Source organism: Pannonibacter carbonis (genome assembly GCF_003012935.1).
In the GTDB taxonomy this organism is placed as follows: Bacteria; Pseudomonadota; Alphaproteobacteria; order Rhizobiales; family Stappiaceae; genus Pannonibacter; species Pannonibacter carbonis.
The window spans coordinates 354,970-381,768 of the sequence record NZ_PUDR01000002.1; the positions used below are offsets into that span (position 1 = coordinate 354,970).

Sequence of the window (26,799 nt, forward strand, 5' to 3'; positions counted from 1 at the left end):
ACCTTCGAGACTGGTGTTGAAAATGTTCCCGATTGTAGCCGGATGATCCGAACAAAAATAGAACAAATACCTTGCGACGCACGAATTTCGCGTTTTTTGCCAAGGAGCCGGCAAAAGGTTGACCTCGGCGCGTGAAGGCGGTTTGGTCTGCGGCAAAGAACCTGACCGGGAGAAACGCCGTGAGCGCCTTTAGCGAAACCTGGAACTATGTCGATGGCCGCTGGATCGAGGGCAATCCGCCGCTGATGGGCCCGCGCAGCCACGCCAGCTGGCTGGGATCTACCGTTTTCGACGGCGCGCGCTTCTTTGAAGGCGTGTTTCCCGATCTCGACCTGCATTGCCAGCGCGTCAATGATTCGGCGCTTGCTCTGGGCCTGAAGCCGACAATGCAGGTGGGCGAAATGGCCGAGCTGTCCAAGGAAGGCGCGGCCAAGTTCAAGCCGGGCAGCGCCGTCTATATCAAGCCGATGTACTGGGCCGAGGGCGATGGCCCGGGCGTGATCGCCGCCGATCCGGAATCGACCCGCTTCTGCCTGTGCCTGTTCGAGGCGCCGATGGCTCCGGCCGGCAGCGCCTTTTCCATCACCCTGTCGCCATTCCGCCGGCCGACGATGGAGACAATGCCCGTCAACGCCAAGGCTGGCTGCCTTTATCCGAACAACGCCCGCGCCATGGTCGAGGCCAAGTCGCGCGGCTTCGACAACGCCGTCGTGCTGGACATGCTGGGCAATGTGGCCGAACTGACCAGCGCCAATGTGTTCATGGTCAAGGACGGCGTTGTTCATACGCCGGTGCCGAATGGCACGTTCCTGAATGGCATCACTCGCCAGCGCGTGATCAAGCTGCTGCGTGATGCCGGGCACCAGGTGGTGGAGCGGACCATCGGCTATGGTGAGTTCCTGACAGCTGACGAGATCTTCTCCACCGGCAACTACTCCAAGGTGGTGCCGGTGAACCGCATCGAGACGCGGCAGATCGCGCCGGGTCCGGTGGCGGCAAGGGCGCGTGAACTGTACTGGACCTTCGCTCACGCCTGAGGGGCAAGCGCGGCTCAGCCCGCCTTGTTCGCCGGCCAGAGCATCAAGGCGCCGGAGAGGACAAGGCAGCTGGCGGCCACCAGCGATGGCAGCAGGAAGCTGCCCGTTGCATCGGCAGCATAGCCGGCAAGGCTCGGTCCCAGCATCTGGCCGAGGCCGAAGCTCGCCGTCATCGCGGCGAGCAGGCGGCGCGGGTCTCCGGCCGCCTGTCGCCTGGCCTCGATCAGGCCGAGCGCGGTGATGCCCATGAAGGTGCCGCCGAGCAGCGCGGCCGCCAGGAGAATGCCGAGGGGCGAACCGGTGGTCACCGACAGCACCACGCCGGCAGCCTCAAGTGCAGCTGCCAGGGCAAAGGCGCGGGCGGCCGAAATGCGGGAAGCGATGCGGTTCCAGATCAGGATCGAGGGCGCGGCCGACAGGCCGACGGCGAGCCAGACGAGCGTTTCCGCCGAGGCGAGCGCCGGATTGCTGCGGGCAATCACCGAGACAAACGTGGCCGTGACCACATAGCCAAGGCCGAACAGGCCATAGGCGAGGATCAGCCGGATAACGGCCGCCGGCATCGGTGGTGCTTCGGCAACACTGGCCGGACGGCTTGGCGCCGCGCCGGCCCCGCGCAGAAGCAGGGCGACGGCTGCCAGCAAGGCGAGTGTCACGCCGCCGCTGAAGAGCCAGAGGCCGCGCCAGTCCGATCCGGCGGCGGCAAGGCCCGCGATCAGCAGGGCCGACAACGAGATGCCAAGCCCGACGCCGGAAAAATGCAGCGCCGACAGGGACGGCCGGCCGGCGCGCGCGAGCCTGTCGAGCACCAGGGCGGTCGCAAAGACGAAGACAAAGGCGCTGGCCAGGCCGCTGACGAACCGCAGAACCGCAAAGGCAGCGATGCCGCCGGAGCCCGCCATGGCCATGCCGGTGATCCCGCTGACGGCAAGCGCCGCGAGAAGCCAGGTCCGCTGCTGACCGGGCAGGCCCGGTAGCGCGGCCAGCAAGGCCCCGATCAGATAGCCGAGGAAATTCGCCGAGGCAATCAGGCCGCCTTCCGCCGGAGACAAGGGGACACCTTCGGTCATGAAGGGCAGGATCGGCGTGTAGACAAAGCGTCCGATGCCCATCGCCCCTGCAAGGGCAAGGAGCCCGCCAAGGGCCGTGGCAACGGGGGCATGTGCTGGCGGCTGGGGGCTGGACACGGGCGGGCTTTTCGCTGGGGACGGATGATCGCACCCTAGCGCCCTGCGCGCGCCTGCCAACCCGGGAAAAGGGCTGAGCAGGATTTCTGCGGTTTCAGTCAAGTAACCTGATCAGCGCCGGTCGAACCGCATCGGCCCCCACTACCGCGGCGCACGCCAGCCGGCGGACAGGGCTTCGGCTTCGGTGCAGAACCAGCGTTCGCCCTGGCGGGCATCGATGCGGGTGCGGGAATAGGCGGGGGACCAGGGCATGTGGTAGATGCGCCCGGCCTTGCTGATGTTGCCCTTGATGCGGCAATCGCCGGGAGGGGCATCCTTGTCGGCGGTCGCCCATTTGCGGGCGCGGAAATCCCAGGGCGTCTCTGCCGCGCCGGCGAAAAGCCCGGCCTTGTGCCGGCGTGCCTCCGTTTCCTCGGCGATGTAGCTCTGCGAATAGCGGCGGAAGGCAAAGGCGTGGCCCGAGAGCACCATCTCGGCATTCACATTGACCCCGGCCGCATGGCAGGTGGCCAGCAGCCGGCCATAGTCATCGCGGGTCTCGCCAATGCAGGCGACCGGACCGGCGGCGAGCAGACGGGTGAGCGCCCGGGCGGCTTCCTTGCCACACGGATAGGAGCGGCCGGAGGGGAGGGCGCAGGTTTGCGCCAGCTCGGGCGCGTCAATGCCTTCCAGGCGCAGTTTTTCGCCGGCCAGTTCAATCGTGTCGCCATCAATGACCCTGGCGCCAGACATACCGGTGCCGGCCTGTCCGGCCTGCACTGCAGCCAGCGCAAAGCATGCAAGCGCCAGGAAAACCGTGCCGGCAAACAGCAGCGCGCGCGCCGGCCGATGATGGGCCGCGCCTCGAATCACCTTTGAAATCATGTTCATGGATTGAGGGTGCCAGCGATCTGCCGTCAGAAAAGCCCGGCCTTGCCTCACCTCGCCGTTTCATGTGGACAGTTACATGGGCAGACGCGCTGGCCGCCATTTTGTGAGGCTGTCTGTGCGAGGGGGCCGTGAAAATAATAAACGAAGAAAAATATTTTTTTATTGCGCTGATGGCATTGCCCGGCGATGGCAAGACGCCTATCTTGCGCAGCGACGCGGGGCGTAAATCTACGCATCCCCGCTGTGCTCTCCCCCCAGGAGGCGCAGACCCGATCGGCCTGTCGTCTTCTGATGATCAATTCTGAAGGAGAACTGCGATGTCGTTTGAACTTCCCGAGCTGCCCTACGCCTATGACGCCCTTGGCCCCTACATGTCCAAGGAGACGCTTGAGTATCACCACGACAAGCATCACCTCGCCTATGTCACCAACGGCAACAACCTGTTGAAGGACAGCGGCCTCGAAGGCAAGACGCTGGAAGAGATCGTCAAGGAGAGCTTCGGCAAGAACGCCGGCCTCTTCAACAACGCCGGCCAGCACTACAACCACATCCACTTCTGGAAGTGGATGAAGCCGAATGGCGGCGGCAAGTCGATCCCGGGCGCGCTGGCCAAGGCCATCGACAGCGACCTCGGCGGCTATGACAAGTTCCGCGCCGACTTCATCGCCGCCGGCACCACCCAGTTCGGCTCCGGCTGGGCCTGGGTTGCGGTCAAGGACGGCAAGCTGGTCATCATGAAGACCCCGAACGGCGAAAGCCCGCTGGTCCATGGCGCCGCCCCGATCCTCGGCGTCGACGTGTGGGAGCACTCCTACTACATCGACTACCGCAACGCCCGCCCGAAGTACCTGGAAGCCTTCGTCGACAGCCTGGTCAACTGGGACTATGTGCTGGAAATGTACGAAGCCGCAGCCAAGTAAGCGGTTCTGGACGTTTGATTTTGGAAGGCCCGGCGGCAACGCCGGGCTTTTCTTTTTTCCTCGTTACGGCAGCCACGCATTCCGTTGCCTGTCACCCCGGACGAGCAACGCGAGATCCGGGGTCTACTCGTTTCCAGAGCGGTGATGAGGGCATTGCGTTGCGCCGCAGCTGGATCAGCGAATTTCCAAGCTGGGACCTTATTTGCCGCTCTGGGAGCGAGTAGGCCCCGGGTCTGCGCTTCGCTCCGCCCGGGGTGACATCGGAGAGGTCTTGCCCTGGCAAACGTTCCGACCGCTGACAGGCCGGAGAAAACAGGGTACGCAAGGATATGACCATCCGGCTGCGACCGCATCATTTCCTGTGCATGCTGACCTTTGTCGGCGAGGGCTACAGCCCGCGGTTTGTTGTCAATTATGGCCGCATCATCGACCGCATTCGCGCCGGCGAGCCCGTTCTCATGGTCGAAGGGCCGGATGACATCTGCGCGCCGCTGCTCGGCACCGATGACCCGCATTGCCACAACGACAGCGTGAAGCTGCGGGATGCGCAGGCGCTGGCGGATGTGGCGGCGTTGACGGGGCTGGCGCTGGAGACCGGTGGCGAACTGGTGCTGGACGGGGCGCTGATTGCCCGGCTGCAGGCGGGATTTGCGGCAGGTGCCATCCGCAAGGCCTGCGGCGGCTGCCAGTGGTCCGGCCTGTGTGATCAGGTGGCAGGCAACGGATTTGCCGGGACGCGGGTCCATGGCGGCTGAAACAACCGGAAACGGAAAGCCGGACCATGGGGCAGATCCGGCTTTCCGTTCCGGATCAAGGCGCGTGCTGGAGTTGCAGCGCGCCTTGAAGATGAAGGACGGATCAGGACGCCTTGCAGGTCTTGATGCCGAGGATTGTGTAGGCCGGGCACCAGCCGATGGCGGCGGTGAGCAGCGGGACGACGCCGATGTAGCCGACCCACTTCCAGGCAATGTCCGCCGGGCCGAAGAAGGCGAAGGCCAGAAGGGCCAGACCCAAGATGACCCGCAACAGCCGGTCGATGCTTCCCATGTTGACGCTCATGTTTCGTCCCCTGTTCAAATCCCTGACAGCGCAGATCGCGCTGAATGACCTCACTCTAGCGAGGGCAGGGGGAGGGGTCTGTGACTAGGTCACACTGAGGTTTACTGTCGGACCAAACAGGCAGATGACGCGTCACTCCGCCGCAAGGCGGGCAAGGGCGGCGCGGTCGAGGATCGTGATGTGGCCGCGGTCCTTGGCAAGAATGCCTTCGTCGGCAAGACGGCCAAGGTGACGGGCGATGACTTCTCGGGCCGAGCCAAGGTCGCTGGCGAGGTCCGCCTGGGTGGCATCGAGCTTGCCCTCCGCATCGGCCCGCGCCAGCAGCAGGCGGGAAAGGCGCGGCTCGATCCGGTGGAAGATGGCGTCTTCCATGGTCTTGAGAATGGTGCTGATGCGCTGGCCGAAGCCGGAGAAGACGAGACGGCGGAACTCCGGTTCGTTCTCCACCAGATGGAACACGGTGGAGGCTGACAGCACCAGTGCGGTCACGTCGGTTTCGGTCTGTCCAGTTGCGGCATAGGGCTCCTCGCCGAACAGGCAGGAGGTGGTGAGCAGGCAGCTTTCGCCGGGCTCGACGCGGTAGAGCAGGATCTCGCGGCCGGTGTCGGCCGTCATCATGACGCGGACGGAACCGCTTTCAACGAGGATCCAGCCGGGGCAGGCCTGGCCGGGAGAGAACACGGTGGTTCCGCGTGGCAGCACGATTTCGCGGGCACCACGGGCAAGCAGATCCGCTGCAGCCGGCGACAGATCCGTCAGACCAAGGCGGGCGGCAATCTCGGGTCCGCGTATCTGGTTCTGGGCTGAATTGATCATGCGAAGTGTCCCTTCAGTTTGCCGCAAGGTGACATGACGGCAAGGGCGAGGCCAGACAAGGATGATGTGGAGCCGAGACAGGCGTGTCCGGTTCCTTAGCGGTTCCGTCCCGATAGCACGGCCGACCTGGTGTCTCATCCTTTTCGCTTGTCGCAGAGGAGATGGCTCTTTGCGCCTGGACCGCCTATTCTGACGCCCCGCCTTAGTTGTTTCTTTCCGGAGTGCCCCCTTGCCCCAGGCCGCCTTTAGCGATGAACAGATGCGTCCCGATGGCGCCTATGCCTGGTTCCGGCTGGCGATTGCCATCCTGCTGTCGACGCTTGGCGGCGTCGGCATGTGGTCGGTGGTCGTGGTGCTGCCGGCGGTGCAGGCGGAATTCGACGTCGACCGGGCCGAGGCGTCGCTGCCCTACACGCTGGCGATGGTCGGCTTCGCGCTGGGCAATTATCTCGTTGGCCGCTGGGTGGACCGCGTCGGCATCATCCTGCCGGTGATCGGTTCGGCGCTGGCGCTGTCTGCGGGATATGCGCTGGCGGCGGTGGCCCCGACCCTGTTGCTTTTTGCCCTGGCGCAAGGGTTCCTGATCGGTTTCGGCACGGCGGCGACTTTCGGTCCGCTGCTGGCGGATGTGTCGCACTGGTTCCAACGCCGGCGCGGCATTGCCATCGCCTGCGCGGCCAGCGGGAACTATCTCGCCGGCGCGCTGTGGCCGACCTTCATCAAGTGGGGCCTCTCCGTCGGTGACTGGCGCAGCACCTATCTGACGATCGCGCTGATCCTGATCGTCACCATGGTGCCACTGACATTGCTGCTGCGTGCCCGTGTCCATGGCGGCCCGCTGGGGACGGACTTCAGCGTGGGCGGTGTCGCGAAAAGCCCTGGCACGCGCGATCTCGGGCTTTCACCAGCGGCGTTGCAGGGGCTGCTGGTTGTCGCGGGACTGGCGTGCTGCATCGCCATGTCGATGCCGCAGGTGCATATCGTCGCCTATTGCGTCGACCTTGGCTATGGCATCGCGCCGGGTGCGGACATGCTGGCGCTGATGATGGTCGGCGGCGTTGTCAGCCGGCTGATTTCCGGTGTGATTGCCGACCGGCTCGGCGGTCTGATCGCGCTCCTGATCGGCTCGGTCGGGCAGGGGCTGGCGCTGGCGCTGTACATTCCCTTCGACGGGCTGACCTCGCTCTATCTCGTGTCGCTGATCTTCGGCCTGTCGCAAGGCGGCATCATTCCGAGCTACGCGGTGATCGTGCGTGAGTACCTGCCGGCCAAGGAAGCCGGTCAGCGCATCGGCTTCGTCATCATGGCAACGATCTTCGGCATGGCCATTGGCGGCTGGATGTCCGGCTGGATCTATGACCTGACCGGCTCCTACGCCGCTGCCTTCCTCAATGGTCTGGCCTGGAACCTCGTCAATGCGGCCGTCGTGATCTTCCTGCTGCTGCGTGACAGGAACACCCGGCGCGTTGCCATGGGCTGAAGGGGCTCGACTGAAATAGAATCGGCAGATGCTCAACCCGCCTTCAGCGCGGCGACCGCGAACAGGGCGAGGGAGAGCAGGAGGAAGGCGCCGGAGAGGCGGGCGGACATGCGGGCCTTGTCGAACAGGGCATCGCGCATGGCGACCGCGATCAGCGCCCGCGCCACGGCCTTCTGCGGCCGCCGGTCCGGGGCAAGCAGCATCCAGACTTCCGTGTCCTCGACACGGGCGCGGCGGTGATAGGTGAGGCCATACCAGGCCATGAAGAGCCCGGTGATGCCGGCCCCAAGCGCCCCGAACAGGAAGCTGTAATGGGGATGAGACAGCGTGCCCATCATCACCATGAGCACCGCCAGCCCGCAGAAGCCCCAGGCCCGGGTCACGCATTCCTCGGCAAGTCGGGTGATCTCGTCCACGGCGCGCCTCCCGCCCTGAGCTGTCTCCTGCCCACAGTCGCAGAAACGCTGCGGCAGTCAATTTCCCTCTGGCGGCACAGGCTGCCGATCACGCAGGCGTGTTGGCCAATCTGCAGTGAGCTGTGTTGCTTTGGTGCCCCTTGCCAAGCCTCCCGAAACAACCTACCTCGGCTGAATGACACACTCCGTTCTTCCTCCGCGCGCGGAAGCGCGCCCCGTCACCCTGACCACCCACGGCATCACCCGCCAGGACGATTACGCCTGGCTCAGGGCTGACAACTGGCAGGAGGTCATGCGGGATCCTGCCGTCCTGGCGGACGATATCCGCGCCTATCTGGAGGCCGAGAACGGCTATCTCGAGGCGCAGATGGCGCCGACCAAGGCGCTGCAGGAGACGCTGTTTGCCGAGATGAAGGGGCGCATCAAGGAAGACGACAGTTCCGTGCCGATGCCGGACGGGCCGTATGAGTATGGCCTGCGCTATGTGACCGGCGGCCAGCATCCGATCCTGACCCGGACCTCGCGCGGCGGCGGCGATGAACAGATCCTCATTGACGGCGACAAGGAAGCTGCGGGCAAGGCCTATTTCAAGCTGGCCGGCGCGACCCATTCCGACGATCACAGCCGTCTGGCCTGGGCCTATGACGACAAGGGCTCGGAGTTCTACACCCTCAAGCTGCGCGACATGGCGACCGGCGCGGACATGGCGTCCGTGATCGAGGACACCGCCGGCGGCGGCGAGTTCTCGGCCTGCGGGCGCTATCTGTTCTATATCCGGGTTGATGCCAATCACCGGCCGTCGAAACTCTTCCGCCACGAGATCGGCACCGATCCGGCGACGGACGTGCTGGTTTACGAGGAGGCCGATGCCGGCTTCTTCATGGGCGTCGGCAAGACCCAGTCGGGCAGCCACATCGTCATCGACATCCATGACCATGAGACCTCCGAAGTCCATGTCATTCCGGCCGACGCACCGACCAGTGCCCCGCGCCTGATCGCGGCGCGCGAGACGGCGATTGAATATTCGGTCGATGAAAGCGGTGGCCAGTTCTTCATCCTGACCAATGCGGACGATGCCGAGGACTTCAAGATCGTCACCGCGCCGGTAAGCGATCCTGGCCGGGCGAACTGGAGCGATCTGGTGCCGCACAAGGGCGGCCGGCTGATCCTGTCGGTTACCGCCTACAAGGAGTTCATCGTCCGCCTGGAGCGCGAGGATGGGCTGCCGCGCATCGTCGTGCGCCGGCTGGTGGATGCCGTTGAACACGCGATTGCCTTCGACGAGGAGGCCTATTCGCTGGGTCTTTCGGATGGCTATGAGTTCGACACCAGCTTGATCCGTTTCACCTATTCCTCGATGACGACGCCGTCGCGCACCTATGACTACGATGTCGAGACGCGCCAGCGCACGCTGCGCAAGGAACAGGCGGTGCCGTCGGGCCATAACCCGGCGGACTATGTCACCCGCCGCCTGCAGGCCCGCGCGGCCGATGGCGAGCTGGTGCCGGTGTCGGTGCTCTATCGCAAGGACACGCCGCTGGACGGTTCCGCGCCGTGCCTGCTCTACGGCTATGGCTCCTATGGCATTTCGATCCCGGCGAGCTTCAACACCAACTGCCTCAGCCTCGTCGACCGGGGCTTCGTCTATGCGATTGCGCATATCCGTGGCGGCAAGGAGAAGGGCTACGCCTGGTATTCGAAGGGCCGGCGCGAGTTCAAGCGCAACACCTTCACTGACTTCCTCGCCGCAGCCGACCATCTCGTCGGTGAAGGCTTCACCGCGCATGAGCGCATCGTCGCGCAGGGCGGCTCGGCCGGCGGCATGCTGATGGGCGCAGTGGCCAACATGGGCGGCGAGAAGTTCGGCGGCATCATCGCCGAGGTGCCCTTCGTCGACGTGCTGAACACCATGCTCGACGACACGCTGCCGCTGACCCCGCCGGAATGGCCGGAATGGGGCAACCCGATCGCCAGCCGCGAGGCCTATGACTATATCGCCGGCTACTCGCCCTATGACAATGTCACGGCGAAGGCCTATCCGGCGATCCTGGCGGTCGGTGGCCTGACCGATCCGCGCGTGACCTATTGGGAACCGGCGAAGTGGGTGGCGCGGCTGAGGGCCGTGAAGACCGGCGACAGCCTCTTGATGCTGAAGACCAACATGGAGGCCGGACACGGCGGCGCTTCTGGCCGGTTCGACCGGCTGAAGGAAGTGGCACTGGTTCAGGCGTTTGCGCTCAAGGTTGCAGGGCTGGCGTGACGGCGCGATCAGGGCGCTGGCCCGCGCCGATCACTCGTCTGTGACTTCCGCTTTACCGGCAAATCCTCCTTCAATAGCAGCGCGGATGGTGACGCGCCGTTTTGCCTTGAGGGAGAGATTGATGAAGAAATTTGTTTTGGCCGCCGCTGCGGTCCTGTTTGTCATGCCTGCGGTTCAGGCGGCCGATGATCCGGTTGCCACGCGCAAGGCGATCATGCAGTCGGTTGCCGCCAGTGCCGGTCTCTCGGGCGGCATGATGAAGGGCGAGATTGCCTATAGCCCGGCCGCTGGCAAGGCTGCCATTGCTTCGCTCAACGCGGCTGCCCTGTCCTTTGGTGCCTTCTTCCCGGCGGGTAGCGAAGCTGCCCCCGGCACAACGGCCAGCCCGAAGATCTGGGAAGATTCGGCCGGATTTGCTGCCGCGCTCGCCAAGTTCTCGGCAGCCACAGGAGCCGCAGCCCAGGCGTCCGGCAAGGATGGCCCTGCTGATGTTGATGCCCTGAAGGCCGCCGTCGGGCCGATCCTGGCCAGCTGCAAGAGCTGTCACGAAGTCTATCGGGTCCAGAAGTAATCCGGCAAAAGGAGCGCGGGGATGCGTCGGAAGATCCTGACTGGTGTCCTCGTGGCTGGCGCGGCCGTGGCTGCCGCTGGCTGGGTGCTGACCGCCCCGCGCCCTCTGTCCTCCGCCGCCCTGGCAGCCTTGCCCGATGGCGACCCGCAGCGGGGCGAGGTGGTGTTCCACGCTGGAGGCTGTGCTTCGTGCCATGCAGCGCCGGGCGCAAAGGGCGAGGACAAGCTGAAGCTGGCGGGCGGGCTGAAACTGGCGACGCCCTTCGGCACCTTCGTCGCGCCGAATATTTCGAGCGATCCGAACGACGGGATCGGCGGCTGGAGCAAGGCCGACTTCGCCAATGCCATGCTGGCCGGCGTGTCGCCGGACGGTGCGCATTACTACCCGGCCTTTCCCTATACATCCTATGCCCGGATGACGCCGGGCGACGTGATGGACCTGCAAGCCTATATGCAGCAGCTGCCGGCAGTGGCCGGAAAGGCACCGGCGCATGACCTGGGCTTCCCCTTCAACATCCGCCGGGGACTGGGGCTCTGGAAGCTGGCCAATCTGGATCCGGCGCCAATGGTCACGGTGGCTGCCGGTGATGCCGTCCTTGAGCGTGGCCGCTATCTGGTCGAGGGGCCCGGGCATTGCGGCGAATGCCACACCCCGCGCGATGCCATCGGCGGCCTGGACCGCAGCCGCTGGCTTGCAGGCGCTGCAGCACCAACGGGCGAAGGCCGTATTCCGAATATCACGGGCGGGGAGGGCGGCATCGGCAGCTGGAGCGCTGCCGACATTGCCTATTACCTTGAAACCGGCTTCACGCCGGACTTCGATTCCGTCGGCGGCGAGATGGTCGCCGTGCAGGAGAACATGGCGAAGCTCCCGGCCAGCGACCGGGAAGCGATTGCCGCCTATCTGAAGGCTGTGCCGGCGCTGGCGGACGGGCGCTGAGGCCCTTCCGCACTTTACGCCCGGAGGGCGGAAGCGTCAGGCCTTGAGGGTCGCGGCGACGGCCTCGGCGAGCGTGACGGTCGGGCGGCCGATGAGGCGGGAGAGGGTCTTGCCGTCATCGAAGAGTTCACTCCTTGCGGTGGCGGTGTCGGCATCGGCGAGAGCACCGGCAAAGCCATCCGGCAGACCGACCTGGACCAATAACCCCTTGAATGCCTCTTCAGACATGTTCGTGTAGGCAACCGGCTTGCCCGACTGGCGCGCGATCTCGGCGGCAAGGTCGGCCTTGGTGAAGGACGTGTCGCCGGCAAGCTCGAGGACGGTGCCGGAGGCTGCGCCCTTGCGCAGGATTTCGGCTGCAGCTGCTGCGTAATCGGCGCGGGCGGCTGCGGAGATGCGGCCCTCGCCCGAGGCACCGAAGACCGCGCCGTGTTCGATGGCGGCCGGAACCGAGCCCATGAAATTCTCCAGATACCAGCCATTGCGCAGGAGAACATAGGGAACGCCGGAGGCGGCGAGGTCCTGTTCGGTGATCTTGTGTTCGGCGGCGAGGATCATGCCGGACTGCGGCGTGCGCAGGATCGAGGTGTAGATCAGGAGTTCGACGCCTGCCGCCTTGGCCGCCTCAATGACGGCCTTGTGCTGAGCCGCGCGGCTGCCAACCTCGGACGAGGAAACCAGCAACAGCTTGCTGACGCCCTGGAGGGCAGGGGCGAGGGTCTCGGGGCGGCTGTAGTCGAACGCGGCAACCTGAGCGCCGCGGGCGGCAAGGTCAGTGACCTTGTCCGGGCTGCGCACGAGAAGGCGCAGCGAGACGGCAGGTTCGGTGGCGAGCAGGTTTTCAGCGACGAGGCGGCCAAGCTGGCCGCTGGCTCCGGTAATTGCAATCATGATCAGGTCTCCCTTTGGGTTTGGATCGGGTTCGGGGGTGCGATGGACCTGATATGCGCTTCAAACTTTCTTTTGGAAAGTACGCACTAATTTGTTAGTATAACCTTTGTTGAAACGAGGATGCTGGCAATGGATGGCGCGGACCTTCTGGACCGGAAAGGCAGCGAGATGGACGGGGACAGCGCCCGGCAGCCCGAGCCGCTGTCCGGACTGCTGCAGCGCGGACTGGTGTTCAGCGAAGCCTGCCCGTCGCGCGAGATCCTGAAACACCTGACCAGCCGCTGGGGCGTGCTGGTCCTGCTGGCACTGCTGGACGGCATGCACCGCTACAGCACGTTGCGCCGCAAGATCGGTGGGGTGAGTGAAAAGATGCTGGCGCAGACGCTGCAGCAGCTGGAGGCGGACGGGTTCCTGACCCGGACATCCCTGCCGGTGGTGCCACCGCATGTGGAGTACCGGCTGACGGAGCTGGGCCGTGAGGCGGCAGAACGGGTGCGCGTGCTTGCGGACTGGATCGAGGTCAACATGCCGCGGATCCTTGAGGCACAGCAGGATAAGAGCGGCTGACATTTCCATCACAAACTGATTCCCTGCACCGCGCCCCAAATCTAACTGTCAGGCAGCAGCCACTCGATGCTTGGTTTGCGGCTAAAAACATCCAGCGAGCTTGGGTCTGGCCAATGCGAGACCTGGGGATACGTAAAAATACGCTCCAATTTGACGCAGGCACCTTGCGATTGCGGTCAGGAAGAACCAATTCAAACGAAAATTTTAACTTCCTCCTCATAGCCTTCGGGTCGGAACCGTCCGATCCGGACGTCACGATCTGCCCCAGACCAGCCGAAGAGTGAGCATGACGCCCGCCGCACCCGACATGACCATCCTCGCCGTGCTTGCGCCCTTTGCGGCTGCGGCGATTGCGCCTTTCGCCGTCAGGATCCTCAAGCACAACGCGGCCTGGCCGCTGGCGCTGGTGCCCTTCCTGATCTTCGCCCATTTCGCCGGCTTCGTGTCCGGCGTGTCGCAGGGGCAGACCTTCACGGTTGCCCGCGAGTGGGTGCCGGCCTATGGCGTCAACCTGTCATTCTACATCGACGGCCTGTCGACGCTGTTCGCGCTGCTGATTTCCGGTATCGGCACGTTCATCATTCTCTACGCAGGCGGCTACCTGAAGGGGCATCCGCAGCAGGGGCGGTTCCTGTCGTTCCTGTTCCTGTTCATGGGCGCGATGCTGGGGCTTGTCACGGCTGACAACCTCATCACGCTGTTCATCTTCTGGGAACTGACCTCGATCACCTCGTTCCTGCTGATCGGCTTTGACCATCTGCGCGCGGCCTCGCGCCGGGCGGCGCTGCAGGCGCTGCTGGTCACGGGTGGCGGCGGCCTCGCGCTGCTGGCCGGGTTCCTGCTGATCATCCAGATCACCGGCGAGATCGAGATGTCAAAAGTGCTGGCCAGCGGCGATGTGCTGCGCGGCAGTGCGCTGTATCTGCCCGTGTTCCTTCTGGTCCTGGGTGGTGCCTTCACCAAGTCGGCCCAGTTCCCGTTCCATTTCTGGCTTCCCAACGCCATGGAAGCGCCGACCCCGGTGTCGGCGTTCCTGCATTCGGCGACGATGGTGAAGGCTGGCGTCTATCTGCTGATGCGCGTGCATCCGGTGCTGGGCGGCACGGACATCTGGATGACCGTGCTGCCGCTGTTTGGCGGCGTCACCTTGCTGGTGGGCACCTTGCTCGCCGTGCGCCAGACCGACCTGAAGCTGATGCTGGCCTATACGACCGTCGCCTCGCTCGGGCTGCTGGTCATGCTGACGGGCACCAGCAACGAGAAGGCACTGGAAGGCGCGGTGCTCTATCTCTTCGCCCATTCGCTGTTCAAGGGCGCGTTGTTCATGGTCGCCGGCACCATCGACCATGAGGCTGGGACCCGTGACGTCACCAAGCTGGGCGGGTTGCGCAAGGCGATGCCGATCACCTTTGCCGCGGCAGCACTCGCAGGCCTGTCCATGGCCGGCCTGCCGCCCTTCATCGGCTTCATCGCCAAGGAAGTGCTCTACTATGGCACCTGGGGCTTGCCGCAGGGGGCGATGCTGCTGACGGTGGTCGCCGTCATCGGCAATGCCCTGATGCTGGTGATTGCAGCTGCCGTTGCGATCAAGCCCTTCTTCGGGCCGGAGACGCACACGCCCAAGCATGCCCATGAAGGGCCAGTCCTGCTGTGGGCCGGGCCGGTGGTGCTGTCGCTGACCGGTCTTGCCGCCGCCATGATGGCGCATACGACGGGTGAACTGTTCATCGGGCCGATGCTGTCCTCGCTGAAGGGCACGCCGGCGACCGTCGAGCTACATCTCATCCCGGGCTATATTTCGGCACCGCTGATCCTGTCAATCATCACCGTCGCGCTTGGCATCGTGCTGTTCCTGCAGCTTGACCGGCTGCGCGGGATCATTGCCTCGATCCTGGCGGCCATCGGCTGGGGGCCGGACCGTGGTTTCGACCAGGTGGTTGCCGCGATAGTCTGGATCTCGGCCGTGGTGACACGGCTGCTGCAGGGCGGCAAGATGCAGACCTACATGGTGCTGACCTTTGCCGTGACCGGTATCGCCCTCCTGCTGCCACCGTATCTGACGGGCAGCTTTCCGGCGATCCCCGAATGGCCGCAGTTCCGCTTCTATGAGTGGGCCGTCATTGCCATTGCGGTGATGGGCCTTGGCGCGGTGCTGGTGGCAAAGACACGGCTGACGGCGATCGTCTCGCTCGGCATCCAGGGTTTTGCCGTCGCAACGCTGTTCCTGCTGTTTGGTGCGCCGGACCTGTCCTTCACCCAGTTCATGATTGAAACCCTGTCGGTGGTGGTGCTGGCGCTGGTGATGACTCGTCTAAACCTGTCGCCGCGTGACCATCGTCCGCTGGGCGCCAAACTTGTGACGGGCGTTGTTGCGGCCTCCGTCGGCGCGGGCCTCGCCCTGGCCCTGATGGCAGTGACCCAGACGCCTTTCGACGGACGGCTGTCCGAGTTCTTCTCGCAATACAGCCGCGCGATTGCCCATGGCCGCAACATCGTCAACGTCATCATCGTCGACTTCCGCGGCTTTGATACGCTGGGCGAGATTGCAGTCGTGGTGCTGACGGGCCTGGCCGTACTCGGTCTGGTGCGGATCCAGACGAAGCCGGACAGCGGCAACGCTGCCAACAAGGCCAACAAGACGGCGGCGAAAGCTGCTCGCAAACCGGTGGAGGCCCGCTGATGCGCTCGGTCATCTTCCGCACCTTTGCCCCGTTCATCACGGCGCTGATGGTGCTGTTCTCGATCTTCGTGCTGCTGCGTGGTCACAATGAGCCAGGTGGTGGCTTTATCGGCGGGTTGGTGGGCGCCTCGGCGCTGGCAATCTACGGGATCTCGGCCGGAGTCGGTCCGGCCAGACGCGCACTCAAGGCGCATCCGATGAGCATTGCGGCCTTCGGCTTGCTGCTGGCAGCCGTCTCCGGTGTGCTGTCCCTGTTCACGGGCCAGGCTTTCATGACCAGCCAGTGGGCGGCGGTCGAGGTGTTCGGCGTGACGGTCGACCTGTCGACGCCGCTGTTCTTCGATATCGGTGTCTATCTGGTGGTTGTCGGTGCAATCGGCTCGATCGCACTGGCGCTTGAGGAAAGGGAGAGCGACTGATGGAAGCTGGCTTTTCCGTCCTGATCGGACTTTTCTTTGCCGTCGGCGTCTATCTGATGCTGTCGCGCCATATCGTGCATATTCTCATCGGCATCACGATCCTCGGCAATGCGGTCAACATGTTGATCTTCACCGCAGGCCGGCTGACACGGGAAGTGCCACCGGTGATCCCGCTGGAACTCTATGTGCCGGCGGGGCCAACCGCCAATCCGCTGCCGCAGGCCCTGGTTCTGACGGCAATCGTGATTTCCTTCTCCTTCTTCGCGTTCCTGCTGGTGCTGGCCTTCCGCACCTACCAGGAACTGGGCACCGATGACGTCAACGAGATGCGCGTCGCCGAGCCCAAGGGCGAAGCTCTGCCGCCGCAGGGGTATTGATCCATGGCCGGTCCTTCCGTTTCCGTTGACCTTTCAGCTGCCATGCAGACCGTTCCGGTTCAGCTTGCCGACTGGCTGGTGGTCGCTCCATCGATCCTGACCATCGTCGGCGGCATGCTGTGCCTGATGAGCCGCAAGAACATCGCGCTGGCGCCGAAGTTGGGGCTGTTCTTCCTTGGCCTGCTGGTCATCAGCAATCTGCTGCTTCTGGCCGAAGTGCTGAAGCGCGGCGTGATCACCATGGTGATGGGAAACTGGCTGCCGCCTTTTGGCATCGCCTTCACCGTCGATGCGCTGGGGGCAACTTTGGCACTGGTGGCGGCGATCGTAGCTTTTGCGGCCGGCCTTTATGCCTCGATTACCATCGACAATTCGGGCCGGCGCTACGGCTTCTATCCGTTCCTGCTGCTGCTGATGACCGGAGTGAACGGAGCGTTCCTCACCGGCGACGTGTTCAACCTCTATGTCTGGTTCGAGGTGCTGCTGATTTCGTCCTATGGCCTGCTGGTGCTCGGCAACGACCGGATCCAGCTCGACGGCACGGTGAAATACGGCATTCTCAACCTGATCGGTACCAACCTGTTCCTGATCGCCACCGGTCTGCTCTATGGCCAGCTCGGTACGCTGAACATGGCCGACATCACCATGAAGGTGCAGGAAAGCGGTGTCAGTGGCCCGTTAATGACCATTGCAGTGCTGTATTTCCTTGCTTTTACAATGAAGGCGGCGGCGTTCCCGGTGAATTTCTGGCTGCCCTCGTCCTATCACACCCCGCGCATCGTCGTGGCGGCCGTGTTCGCCGGACTGCTGACGAAGGTGGGCATCTATGCGCTGCTGCGCATCCTCGTCATGCTGATGCCGGCGGCGCGGGCCGAACTGGCGGACGTGATCGCCTGGGTCGCCGCGCTGACGATGCTGACCGGTGTGATTGGCGCGCTGGCGCAGTCGGATGTACGCCGATTGCTCGGGTATCTGGTCATTTCCGGCATCGGCTCGATGTTGGCCGGGATTGCGATGGGCTCGGTGCTGGCCCTGTCCGGCACGGTGTTCTACGCCGTCCACTCCATCCTGGTGATGACGGCCCTGTACATGGCCGCCGGTCTGATGGCAGCAATGGCCGGAAGCTATGACCTGCGTCGGCTGGGCGGGCTCTATGGCGCCAGTCCGGTCCTTGCCGGGGTGTTCCTGGTGCTGGCGCTGGCTGTTGCGGGCCTGCCGCCGTTCTCCGGTTTCTGGCCGAAGGTGATGCTGGTCGACGCTGCCCTGACGCTTGGCTGGAACTGGCTGGCCGCGTCTATCCTCGTGACCGGCTTCCTGACCTCGCTGGCTGTTGGCCGGGTCTGGATCTATGCCTTCTGGCGTGGTGGTCCGGAGGGCACCGTCGATGGCGGATCGGTAAGTCTGCCGGGTGGTGGAGTTCTGCTGGCCGGGGCCGGCGGGCAGTCGACGGCTGCGGTCTGGGTGCCGATCGGCATACTGACGGCGCTGATCGTGCTGTTCGGTCTGCAGCCGGAGTGGATGATGGAAGTGTCCTCGCGCGGTGCCTCAGGTCTGATTGATCCGGTCGGGTACCTGAGGTCGGTGTTCGGAGGCGGCGCATGACCGGTCTGTTCCTCGTCAATATCCTGCTGGCGCTGTCCTGGGCAGCGGTCACTGGGTCCTTCTCGGTGGTAAACCTTGCCTTCGGCTTCGTTCTTGGAACGGGTGTCCTGTTCATGATCCGCGAGCAGGTTGGCGGATCGAGCTACTTCAAGCGGACAGGACGGGTCGTCGGCCTGATCCTGTTGTTCTTGAAGGAACTAGCCCTTTCGGCCTGGCGTGTTGCCCTGCTAGTCAGCCGGCCAAAGCTGGACGTCAGCCCGGGCATCATCGCCTTTCCGCTGACTGTAGAGCGAGACTTCGAGATTGCCCTGTTGGCCAATCTCATCACCCTCACACCGGGAACCTTGTCGGTTGACGTCTCCGAAGACCGCAAGGTTCTCTATGTGCACTGTATTGACCTGCCGGATCCCGAAGCCACCATTGCCGACATTCGCGATGGCTTCGAGCGCAAGATCATGGAGGCATTCCGTTGAGCCCCTTCGAGACTTTTGCGTCCGGTTTCCTGGACGTGGCGATTCAGATCTCGCTTGCCCTGTTGTGTCTGGCTTTCCTGCTGACCGTGGTGCGCACCGTCGTAGGACCGACGCTGCCGGACCGGGTCCTTGCGCTCGACATGCTGGTGGGCACGGTGATCGGTTTTATCGCCGTAATCGGTGTTGCGACCGACTTCTATCTCTACATTGATATCGCCATCACCCTTGGTCTTGTCGGCTTCCTGGCGACGGTCGCCCTTGCGCGGTTCATCCAGAACCGCGGTGCGGCCGGCGACCAGACGATTGCCGAGGAAGTAAAGGCCGCAGTCGCGCGCAACAGGAGAGTGAAATGACCGCGCTTGTTGATATCCTCGTCGGCCTGACCCTGATTATCGGCGCTCTCTTCGCGCTGCTGGCGGCGGTCGGCGTGCTCAGACTGCCAGATGTCTATTCGCGTATGCATGCTGCCTCAAAGGCAGGTACTGTCGGTTCAGGCCTACTGCTGATTGCACTGGCAATTGATGCGGGCCAGCTCGACGTGACCACCCGCGCGATCGCCGGGGTTCTGTTCTTCCTGTTGACTGCGCCGATCTCTGCGCATCTGCTGGCAAAAGCTGCTTTCGCTGCCGGCTATCCAACCTGCGCCAGTTCGCGCCAGGACTGGGTGAGGGAACTGCAGGGCAAGGGCAGCAAGCGCAAGGGCTGATCGCCGACCGGACTTCAGGCCTGGCCGCTTGGCGGCCTACAGAGACAGAAATCGCCATCCGGGGAGCGCTGCGCCCCGGATTTTTTGACGCCCTGTCAGACATGGACCTGCCGTATCGGTGTCGAAGGCAAGGGCTGAAGCGACAGGTTGCGCCTCTTTCACCCGCAAAGACCGCCTGTCTTTCCTGATCCGGGCTTGCATTCGAAGTCCGGATGGGCAATGAGGCAATTGATTACGTCTGGTCTATGTTTGAGTCGCCTGTGCTGATGGTCCTTTGATTGCGCTTATGGGCAATTTACTCAATTGCATCTCCACAAATTCGACAAAATTAGAACAGACAGACAGTGATGGCAGGCAATTCGCGATAACGAATTACTTTTTCGATGTTGTTCAGGGCTTGTCGACTGCGAAGCGCGCCTGTATAACCGCAAGAACGTTGTCCAAGCAGTAGAATCAAATTTTAGCAGTCGAGCGCTGCAAGCAAGACTTCAGGATCTTACCAGAGGTAAGCGAAGTCAGAAGCTTCGATCCGACTTGCGAAATCGCCACAAGATATATGGAACGGGTGAGACATGACTGACAATCCGGTAGACGCCAACCTGATCGACCTGACCGCAGAGATCGTTTCTGCATACGTGAGCAACAACACGGTGGCTGCCACGGATCTGCCGGCTTTGATCACCGACATCTACAGCGCCCTGCAGCGTACGTCGGGCACCCAGTCCGAGCCGGAGCCGGAGCCGCTGAAGCCGGCTGTTCCGGTCAAGAAGTCTGTCATGCCGGATTACATCATCTGCCTGGAAGACGGGAAGAAGTTCAAGTCGCTGAAGCGTCACCTGCGCACGCATTACGACATGACCCCGGAAGAGTACCGCGAGAAGTGGGACCTGCCGACCGACTACCCGATGGTTGCCCCGAACTATGCCGCCGCCCGCTCGGAACTGGCGAAGAAGATGGGCCTCGGCCAGCAGCGCAAGCGCGTCAAGTAAGGCTTGTCGCCGGCGCGGACTGCCGGCGCGGCTTTTCAGACCGAATGCATCCGTGTCAGCACGGATCAGGACCGCCCCCGAAAACGGGGCGGTCCTTTTTGTTTGCGGTTTCGGAAACGGCGGTCGGAGCGGGCTGGACTTGTCGCGAGTTGCATTGGCCAGCGGGGTCAATCGCGCTTGCAGGGCGAGCCCGGGCCGGACCTGGAGGTTTTGATGCCTGTTGCCATTTCGCGCCGGCCCGACACTGAAACGCTGGCATCAGGGCAGTTTCCAGGGCCAGGAGCCGGGGCAGGCTTGCGGTCCAGTGACCGCTGCCATGACGCGCCCGCTCCTGCCGCAATAATTGCAAAAGTCGCCAGACTGCCGCTCGTGGCAGCGCAGCCCCTGGCTGCCAGTCCGAAGGCAGGAGGGCCTCCCGTCCCAGCAGGCGGACAAGGCGATGCCTCGGCAACACCATTCCAGCGGCTTTGATCAACCTTGCTCTGCGATATTGCATCCTGTTGTTCCCACAGCTTCCACCCGGCGCGATCGGTTCAGTGTGCCTGAGGTTTGACCTGGGGGGATAACTTGGCAGTACACGCCCATTTCGCCTTCAGATTGATAGGAAACTTATCCCCCACCTCAAATTGCTCTCTTAGAATGTAGGAAAATAAGCCTACAAATCGAAAGCAGAAGAGGGGAGATCTGATGGAGCAGTATGTTTACAGTGAAATTCTCGAAGTATTCGGACAAGGCAGGTGTCGGGTATCAAGAATCAGGGCGAATGAAAAAATCTCAAGGAGCATCAGATCTGCTGAAATTCTGGTGACTGAGTTCTACGGGGTTCCGCAGGAAGACTTGATGCAGGAAACGAGGGGGCGGAAAAACGTTGCCTGTGCGCGCCAGGTCATGATGTACATGGCGCATATCACGTTCGGGCTGACGCTTGGCGAGGTCGGGCGGCTCTACAACCGCGATCGCTCCACGGTCGGATACGCCTGCCGCAAGATGGAGGATCTCAGGGACAACCCGTGTCACGACCGGATGCTGGAGCAATTCGAGCGCGCCATCCGCGACATGGCGGTGCAGGACAGAATTGCGGTTGATGGTTCCGAATGTCGCGTTTCCCTGTGCGGGGAGAGTGTCCGATGAACTCCCGAGCTCTGCTGCGCCGGCTGGCCCGGGCCGCGATGATGCGGACAGACATCGAAGGCATTTGCGGCAAGGGGGACGGGGATGGGCGCAAGTTGTTGATGGAACTACTTGTGGCCGGACTGGTGCGCGAGGAGGCCGGAACCATTCACCTCAGCGATGCGGGGCGGATGCATCTGCGCCGCATGCTGTCGGGCGGTGATGATTGCTTTCGCGGACAACATCAGGAGCGGGCATCCCAACCAGTGGCGCCAGAGGGGAAACCGGTGGGCCATGAGAATGCCCGCCATGTGCTGGTTGATCTTGGCGAAAGCCCATTGGCATGGCTCGCCAGCCGGCGTGACGCTAAGGGACGGGCCCTGTTGAACCGGGGACAGGTCGAGGCAGGCGAGCGGCTGCGGCAGGATTTTACATTCGCCGGCATGATGCCACGGCTGGCCGGTGGCTGGAGAACCGAGCGGATCAGCGGCGGTGCCGGAGCCAATGCGGGTATCGATCTCAATGATCACGTTCTGGCTGCGCGGCGGCGCGTCGAGACGGCGTTGGACGCGGTCGGACCTGGGCTGTCTCCTATACTTGTCGACGTCTGCTGCCTGCTGAAAGGGCTGGAGACGGTCGAGCGGGAGCGCGGCTGGCCGGCCCGGTCGGCGAAGGTGGTTCTGGGACTTGCCCTGAACGGCCTCGACGAGCACTACCGGCTTGGCCGTGTCCGGGTCAGGTCGCCAGAGCCGTCGCCGCATCGGAGCGGATCCGCTCGACCATCGACTTGAGGCCGTTCGACCGCTGCGGGGTCAGATGGTCCTGCAGGCCAATCCGGGCAAAAAGGGCGTCGACATCCGTTGCCAGGATTTCCTTTGCCGTCTTTCCGGAAAAGATCGCCAGCACGATGGCAACGAGGCCCTGGACGATAAGGGCGTCGCTGTCGCCCTGGTAGGTCAGCACCGGCTCGCCGGCTGCATTGCGGGTCACGTCGGTCACCAGCCAGACCTGTGACACACAACCGCGCACCTTGTAGGCGTCTGTCCGGCACTCGGCAGGGAAGGGAGGCAAGGCGCGGCCAAGGTCGATGACGTATTTGTAGCGATCTTCCCAGTCATCGAGGAATTCGAAGCCATCGAGAATGTCGGCAAGGGAAGTGGTCATGGAAAAGGCGCCCGGACGGAACTGAAGGTCAGGGAGATATAGCCGCATGACCCGCAAGTGCAAGCTGCGGAAAGGCCTGGGAACGGTTACGCAAGGAGCCGGCACGCGGCCGACAAAAAAAGACGCCGCAAGTGGAAAGGGCAGCTGCCCACTTGCGGCGTCGCGGAAAGAACCGCGGAGTGTTTTCCGTCTCCCGAACCGGTCGCCAAGAAGGCGGGGCCGATCCGGTCATGCGGGGCGCAAACCACCGCGTACGAGGAGCGCGAACGCAGTCGCACGCGGTCAGCAGTGGTCAGACACGAGAGCCTGACCGGGGATTGGGCCGTGGCACCGGCCCAAAGGAGACCTCCGGTGTGGAGGATGCGGGGGCGGGAGCAACACTTGCAGCTCCCGGAACTGTTTCAGGCGCAGGCAAATGCCAGGCCGGAACGGGATCGGCGGCGAACATCGGACCGTTGCCGCCGACCGAACCGGTGAAGACGGGCGTCCCGGCGCTCACGCTAGTCTGCGGAGCTGCCAGGTCCGTACCTTCGACCGACTTGTCGAGAAACTCATAGACGATACGTGCGCCATCGCGCGCCTGGGCCCCGATGGCGACCAACGCCTGGCCACCTGTGTCACAGGTCTGCGGATTGCGGGTGCAGAAACCGGTGAGGTCGGACACCGTCGCCTGGGCCGCCAGGACGGCGGACAAAGGATCGACGTCGATCCCGGTGGTGGTCTTCTGGCCGGTGCCGAAGGGGATCAGCACGAGGACCAGAGTGAGCCAGAAGGCTGTCCTGATCAGAAAAAACATGACGCTACCCTGTGTAGTTCCTGAGATCCGCCGTGCTCCATGCCAGGGCCAGCGGTTTTCTTATGCCGTCACATTAGCAGCGACGTCCAAAGGGCAGGTTCAGATCCCCCACGCGTTTTTCATCAAATTCGCAGATGACTTGATGAAAATGCAGGACAAAATTGATTCAAATTTGAGCAAGTCCGATGCAAGTCGCTGGGCGTGAACCGCTTTTTCGGGAAAGAGATTTGCACGACATGGACCGGCTTTCAGCGTTCCTTAAGCGGTCTGCGCAAAACTGTCTCTGGAACAGAATCCGGCTTCCGTCGGATCCTAGCCAGTCAGAGTGAGTGTGTTGTGTAGCGTGTCCAGAGTTCTACAGGTGTTTGGCCATACAATCAGCCGCTTCATCGAGGGCCTGGTGCACCCATCGGCCGCCTCGGACCGGCTGCGCGCGCCGCGCCATGCCACTTTCATCACCGCTAGTCTTGGAGCCGGATCGGCGGCTCTGATCCTGTTGCCGCTGCATCTGGCGCTGGCCGGTCCGGCGTCACTGCCGCTGACCCTGGCGCTGGCCTGGGCGCTGGCACAGTGGCCGCTGGTGCTGTTCCTGTCACGCACCGGATATCTGACCCTGGCGCAGGCTGCTTCTGCCGCGCTGTTTGCACTCTTCATAGGCGCCATTTGTGCGCTGACCGGTGGCGTCGCCTCCTTTGCGCTGCTGTGGTTGCTGCTGGCCCCTGTCGAGGCCGCCTTGTCGGGCGACCGGCGTGCAGTTCTCTGGGTGACGGCGCTGTGCGTGGTCGAGGCTGCGCTGCTGACGGCCATGGCCCCTGGTGCGCCTGTCCTCGCCCTTGCAATTGATCCGCGCGTGGCGCAGGCCGTCTCGGCGGGCGGCGGGCTTGCCTATGCGGCCATGCTCGCCTTGCGCTTTGCCTTTGACCAGCGGCGCAGCGATGGGCTGGCCGTGGACAGGGAACATGACTTGCGTCTTGTCTGCGATACGCTGGGGGATCTCGTCCTGCGCCTGGGCGAAGGCGGCGATGTAGAGACGCTGACCGGCCCTGCCGACGTCGTGTCGGGCGTTCCGGCAAGGCAGTTGCAGCGCAAGGGTTTGTTTCAGCGCCTGCATGTGGCGGACCGGCCAGCCTATCTGAAGACAGTTTCCGACGCCGAACGCGGGCTTGAACCGCCGCGCCTCGACATGCGCCTGCGCACTGGTGCAACGCAACCTGGCGAGGCGGGCCTCGCCGACTATCGCTGGATTGACCTGACCTGCCGCCGGCTGCCGGACGGTGCCGTGGTCGCCGTCCTGCGCGATGCAACGCAGCGCAAGGCCGAGGACGAGCGGGCCGTGAACGCCCAAAGTGCCGCAGAAGCGCAGAACGCGGCCAAGACCCGAATGCTGGCCGCCGTCAGCCATGAAATACGGACACCGCTCAATGCCATCATCGGGTTCTCGGACCTGCTGCGCGCCAGTCCGGCGATGCTGGCCGATGAGCAGCGCAAGCGGGAATATGTCGAACTGATCCACGAATCGGGCACGCATCTGCTGGAGGTCGTGGAGGGGTTGCTGGACGTGTCGCGGCTCGAGAGCGGCCGGATGGACTTGAGCATCGAGCCCTTTGACCTGCGCGCCTGTCTTGAAAGCTGCCGTCACATGCTGGCGGGCGAGGCTGCAGCACGGCGCATCAGCATTCGCATGGACCTGTGCGACGGCATCCAGGTCTTTCCGGCCGACCGGCGCGCCTGCCGCCAGATCGTGCTCAACCTGCTCTCCAATGCCGTAAAGTTCAGCGCCGATGGCGGTGAGGTGGTGCTTGGCGCAAGGCTTAGTGACGATGCGGTCGACCTGTTCGTCGTTGACAGTGGCCTTGGCATGGATGAGGAGGCGCTTGCCCGCATCGGTGAGCCGTATTTCCGCGCAGCGCCGCTGGCAGCAGCGGGAACCGGGCTCGGATTGTCCATGGTGAAAGACCTGACCGAACTGCATGGCGGCACGCTGCAGATCGAGAGCCGCAAGGGCTTCGGAACGCGGGTCGCAGTCCGCCTGCCGCTGGCAAGTCACGCCAAACCTGATGTTGCAGAGGTCGACGCCCCTCTGAAAACCGTCGCCTGACACGGGAGCAGACATGGCCCGCCGGAAAGACGACTTCGATGACCTTGAAGAACGCGAGGGCCTGATCGCCCGGGCCGGACAGGCAGCCCTGGACAATCCGTTGGCTGCGGGCGGCTCCGTTGTCATGGCGCTGACCGGATGCCTGATCATCGCCAATGCGATCAGCCTGCAGCCGCAGCGCCATCCTGCACCGCTGTTTGTGTCCCGGGAGCAGAAGGTCGACGTGAGGGCGGGCGAAGAGCGCAGCGTCATTGCGCAGCCGATCTCGACGCTTATCCTCGATATCCAGACTGAACTGCGCCGCCTCGGTCTCTATGAGGGTCTGCTGGATGGGCTGATCGGTCCGGCAACCGAACGTTCGATCCGGCGTTACGAAATCCTGACGGGCCAGCCAGAGACCGGACACCCGACCAGTGCGTTGCTGGCGCGGCTGCTGATGGAGACGGACAATATGGCTGCCGCTGCACAGGCCATGACCGGCAGTGGCGCCCCACAGCCTGTCTCGACGATGGTTGTCCCGGTGCCCCGACCTTCGCCCTTCGCCCGTCCGGCACGGGCGCCGGATGCCCAGGCGCCGCAAGCCGTTCCCGTAGCGCCCCCCTTCACCCCCGCGCCGCAGATGGTCGCAGAGGCGACGCCCGTGCCGCCTGGCACGGTGGGCGATCTGTCCGGATCCCTGGATATGGAGGCACGCCGGCTCGGACGGGTCCAGGCTCTCCTTGCGGAACTTGGCTATGGCCCCTTGCGTGCCGATGGTGTGATGAGCCAGAACACGGTCAACGCGATTCAGCGGTTCGAACTGGACCGGGGGATGGCGATCACAGGGCAGGTGTCCCCCGCCCTGATCCGTCAGCTCGAAGATTTCACCGGCATTCCTTTCGAGGGCTGAGGACGGCCGGCGAGAGGCTGGTCCTCGCACCGGCGGTCTGACGGCTGCCCCGTTACGCAGTGACGGGCGAACCGTATCCGGACGGTCAAGCGCCTGAGCTTGACCGTCAATTGCTCCAGGGAGCCGGCCCTTGCCGAGACTGACCAGCCGATTTTACGTGAGCGCGCTCATCCGCCGGGTGACCGGGGAGGGGGCCTTTGCGGCCATTTCCCGCAAAGGGGCGGAGGAAGCGGGCGCGATCTTCGTGCTGGTGGATCGACTGGATGGGACAGTGGACCTTTTTGGTCCGGCGCCGCAGGCGATTTTCGAATCCACACCTGACGGACGCCTGTTCGAGACCCTGATCAGGGCAGGCAGCCGCGAAGAGGCAAACCAGCGGCTTGAGCGGGAAAAGCGAATGGATCCGGATTTCTGGGTGGTCGAGATCGACAGCCGCGATGGCACTGCAGCCTTGCCGGTGATCCCGGAAGGGTGAGGGGCGCC

The 26,799-nt window shown here is 63.8% G+C and carries 29 protein-coding genes; 21 read left to right on the top strand and 8 right to left on the bottom strand.

Going from position 1 to position 26,799, the window contains the following annotated elements:
* The first annotated feature begins 179 nt into the window (after nt 1-179).
* Nucleotides 180-1,037, top strand: a complete 858-nt coding sequence (locus C8348_RS03810; protein ID WP_106751926.1) for a branched-chain amino acid aminotransferase — start codon at nt 180-182, stop codon at nt 1,035-1,037.
* A gap of 14 nt (nt 1,038-1,051) precedes the next feature.
* Here the strand turns inward: C8348_RS03810 and C8348_RS03815 are convergent, their stop codons facing one another.
* Together C8348_RS03815 and C8348_RS03820 are read right to left on the bottom strand one after the other, a co-directional pair.
* Entirely contained in the window at nt 1,052-2,224 is a 1,173-nt protein-coding gene (locus C8348_RS03815; RefSeq protein ID WP_208983520.1) for a YbfB/YjiJ family MFS transporter, read from the bottom strand.
* A 141-nt stretch (nt 2,225-2,365) separates the two neighbouring features.
* Nucleotides 2,366-3,094: a thermonuclease family protein gene (locus tag C8348_RS03820; protein ID WP_244293932.1), complete on the bottom strand. Its 729-nt coding sequence runs from the start codon at nt 3,092-3,094 to the stop codon at nt 2,366-2,368.
* A 317-nt stretch (nt 3,095-3,411) separates the two neighbouring features.
* On the opposite strand from C8348_RS03820, the gene C8348_RS03825 reads away from it, so the two are divergent.
* The gene (locus C8348_RS03825; RefSeq protein ID WP_106751928.1) at nt 3,412-4,014 is read left to right on the top strand and encodes a superoxide dismutase; all 603 of its coding nucleotides are present in this window, start codon (nt 3,412-3,414) and stop codon (nt 4,012-4,014) included.
* A gap of 329 nt (nt 4,015-4,343) precedes the next feature.
* On the top strand, nt 4,344-4,769 hold the full coding sequence (locus C8348_RS03830) for a DUF1284 domain-containing protein (protein ID WP_106751929.1): 426 nt from the start codon (nt 4,344-4,346) through the stop codon (nt 4,767-4,769).
* A 103-nt stretch (nt 4,770-4,872) separates the two neighbouring features.
* On the opposite strand, the gene C8348_RS03835 is transcribed toward C8348_RS03830, so the two are convergent.
* On the bottom strand, nt 4,873-5,073 hold the full coding sequence (locus C8348_RS03835; protein ID WP_106751930.1) for a YgaP family membrane protein: 201 nt from the start codon (nt 5,071-5,073) through the stop codon (nt 4,873-4,875).
* 132 nt (nt 5,074-5,205) lie between these two features.
* Nucleotides 5,206-5,889: a Crp/Fnr family transcriptional regulator gene (locus C8348_RS03840; RefSeq protein WP_106751931.1), complete on the bottom strand. Its 684-nt coding sequence runs from the start codon at nt 5,887-5,889 to the stop codon at nt 5,206-5,208.
* A 259-nt stretch (nt 5,890-6,148) separates the two neighbouring features.
* On the opposite strand from C8348_RS03840, the gene C8348_RS03845 reads away from it, so the two are divergent.
* Complete coding sequence (locus C8348_RS03845; protein ID WP_106752051.1) at nt 6,149-7,369, top strand: MFS transporter; 1,221 nt, start codon at nt 6,149-6,151, stop codon at nt 7,367-7,369.
* A 32-nt stretch (nt 7,370-7,401) separates the two neighbouring features.
* Here C8348_RS03845 and C8348_RS03850 read toward each other — a convergent pair whose 3' ends face one another.
* A complete protein-coding gene (locus C8348_RS03850; protein WP_106751932.1) occupies nt 7,402-7,785 on the bottom strand; it encodes a hypothetical protein in 384 nt (127 codons plus the stop codon).
* 175 nt (nt 7,786-7,960) lie between these two features.
* Here C8348_RS03850 and C8348_RS03855 point away from each other — a divergent pair, with 175 nt between their 5' ends.
* The 3 genes from C8348_RS03855 (at nt 7,961) to C8348_RS03865 (ending at nt 11,555) form a co-directional block, all read left to right on the top strand.
* Complete coding sequence (locus C8348_RS03855) at nt 7,961-10,045, top strand: S9 family peptidase (RefSeq protein WP_106751933.1); 2,085 nt, start codon at nt 7,961-7,963, stop codon at nt 10,043-10,045.
* 121 nt (nt 10,046-10,166) lie between these two features.
* The gene (locus C8348_RS03860; protein WP_106751934.1) at nt 10,167-10,616 is read left to right on the top strand and encodes a c-type cytochrome; all 450 of its coding nucleotides are present in this window, start codon (nt 10,167-10,169) and stop codon (nt 10,614-10,616) included.
* 21 nt (nt 10,617-10,637) lie between these two features.
* Nucleotides 10,638-11,555 (top strand): c-type cytochrome, encoded by a 918-nt coding sequence (locus tag C8348_RS03865; protein ID WP_106751935.1) that lies wholly within the window; start codon nt 10,638-10,640, stop codon nt 11,553-11,555.
* A gap of 36 nt (nt 11,556-11,591) precedes the next feature.
* On the opposite strand, the gene C8348_RS03870 is transcribed toward C8348_RS03865, so the two are convergent.
* Entirely contained in the window at nt 11,592-12,446 is an 855-nt protein-coding gene (locus tag C8348_RS03870; RefSeq protein WP_106751936.1) for an SDR family oxidoreductase, read from the bottom strand.
* A 168-nt stretch (nt 12,447-12,614) separates the two neighbouring features.
* Here C8348_RS03870 and C8348_RS03875 point away from each other — a divergent pair, with 168 nt between their 5' ends.
* From C8348_RS03875 to C8348_RS21885, 11 genes are all read left to right on the top strand, one after another.
* Nucleotides 12,615-13,013, top strand: coding sequence for a winged helix-turn-helix transcriptional regulator (locus C8348_RS03875; protein WP_106752052.1), 399 nt, complete (start codon nt 12,615-12,617; stop codon nt 13,011-13,013).
* Between the two features lie 286 nt (nt 13,014-13,299).
* Nucleotides 13,300-15,693, top strand: coding sequence for a putative monovalent cation/H+ antiporter subunit A (locus C8348_RS03880; protein ID WP_106751937.1), 2,394 nt, complete (start codon nt 13,300-13,302; stop codon nt 15,691-15,693).
* Nucleotides 15,693-16,112, top strand: coding sequence for a Na+/H+ antiporter subunit B (locus C8348_RS03885; protein ID WP_106751938.1), 420 nt, complete (start codon nt 15,693-15,695; stop codon nt 16,110-16,112). Before C8348_RS03880 ends, C8348_RS03885 begins: the two co-directional genes overlap by 1 nt.
* The gene (locus tag C8348_RS03890; protein ID WP_106751939.1) at nt 16,112-16,489 is read left to right on the top strand and encodes a Na+/H+ antiporter subunit C; all 378 of its coding nucleotides are present in this window, start codon (nt 16,112-16,114) and stop codon (nt 16,487-16,489) included. The genes C8348_RS03885 and C8348_RS03890 overlap by 1 nt, the downstream gene beginning before the upstream one ends.
* 3 nt (nt 16,490-16,492) lie before the next feature.
* Nucleotides 16,493-18,091, top strand: a complete 1,599-nt coding sequence (locus C8348_RS03895; protein WP_106751940.1) for a Na+/H+ antiporter subunit D — start codon at nt 16,493-16,495, stop codon at nt 18,089-18,091.
* A complete protein-coding gene (locus C8348_RS03900; RefSeq protein WP_106751941.1) occupies nt 18,088-18,564 on the top strand; it encodes a Na+/H+ antiporter subunit E in 477 nt (158 codons plus the stop codon). The genes C8348_RS03895 and C8348_RS03900 overlap by 4 nt, the downstream gene beginning before the upstream one ends.
* Nucleotides 18,561-18,917 carry a cation:proton antiporter gene (locus C8348_RS03905; RefSeq protein ID WP_106751942.1) on the top strand — a complete coding sequence of 119 codons (357 nt, stop codon included), beginning with the start codon at nt 18,561-18,563 and terminating at the stop codon, nt 18,915-18,917. Before C8348_RS03900 ends, C8348_RS03905 begins: the two co-directional genes overlap by 4 nt.
* On the top strand, nt 18,914-19,270 hold the full coding sequence (gene mnhG / locus C8348_RS03910) for a monovalent cation/H(+) antiporter subunit G (protein WP_106751943.1): 357 nt from the start codon (nt 18,914-18,916) through the stop codon (nt 19,268-19,270). Before C8348_RS03905 ends, mnhG begins: the two co-directional genes overlap by 4 nt.
* Before the next feature lie 572 nt (nt 19,271-19,842).
* On the top strand, nt 19,843-20,259 hold the full coding sequence (locus C8348_RS03915) for a Ros/MucR family transcriptional regulator (protein WP_106751944.1): 417 nt from the start codon (nt 19,843-19,845) through the stop codon (nt 20,257-20,259).
* Between the two features lie 687 nt (nt 20,260-20,946).
* A complete protein-coding gene (locus tag C8348_RS03920) occupies nt 20,947-21,390 on the top strand; it encodes a helix-turn-helix domain-containing protein (protein WP_106751945.1) in 444 nt (147 codons plus the stop codon).
* A complete protein-coding gene (locus tag C8348_RS21885; RefSeq protein WP_157950374.1) occupies nt 21,387-22,160 on the top strand; it encodes a DUF6456 domain-containing protein in 774 nt (257 codons plus the stop codon). Before C8348_RS03920 ends, C8348_RS21885 begins: the two co-directional genes overlap by 4 nt.
* Here C8348_RS21885 and C8348_RS03930 read toward each other — a convergent pair.
* Nucleotides 22,105-22,533 (bottom strand): SufE family protein, encoded by a 429-nt coding sequence (locus tag C8348_RS03930; RefSeq protein ID WP_106751947.1) that lies wholly within the window; start codon nt 22,531-22,533, stop codon nt 22,105-22,107. The genes C8348_RS21885 and C8348_RS03930 overlap by 56 nt on opposite strands.
* A 292-nt stretch (nt 22,534-22,825) precedes the next feature.
* The gene (locus tag C8348_RS03935; RefSeq protein WP_106751948.1) at nt 22,826-23,329 is read right to left on the bottom strand and encodes a DUF5330 domain-containing protein; all 504 of its coding nucleotides are present in this window, start codon (nt 23,327-23,329) and stop codon (nt 22,826-22,828) included.
* A gap of 361 nt (nt 23,330-23,690) precedes the next feature.
* Here C8348_RS03935 and C8348_RS03940 point away from each other — a divergent pair, with 361 nt between their 5' ends.
* The 3 genes from C8348_RS03940 to C8348_RS03950 all read left to right on the top strand — a co-directional run bounded on the left by C8348_RS03940 (nt 23,691) and on the right by C8348_RS03950 (nt 26,791).
* Nucleotides 23,691-25,427 carry a sensor histidine kinase gene (locus C8348_RS03940; protein ID WP_106751949.1) on the top strand — a complete coding sequence of 579 codons (1,737 nt, stop codon included), beginning with the start codon at nt 23,691-23,693 and terminating at the stop codon, nt 25,425-25,427.
* Between the two features lie 13 nt (nt 25,428-25,440).
* The gene (locus tag C8348_RS03945) at nt 25,441-26,316 is read left to right on the top strand and encodes a peptidoglycan-binding domain-containing protein (RefSeq protein WP_106751950.1); all 876 of its coding nucleotides are present in this window, start codon (nt 25,441-25,443) and stop codon (nt 26,314-26,316) included.
* A gap of 130 nt (nt 26,317-26,446) precedes the next feature.
* Nucleotides 26,447-26,791 (top strand): DUF1491 family protein, encoded by a 345-nt coding sequence (locus C8348_RS03950; protein ID WP_106751951.1) that lies wholly within the window; start codon nt 26,447-26,449, stop codon nt 26,789-26,791.
* Nucleotides 26,792-26,799 lie beyond the last annotated feature (8 nt).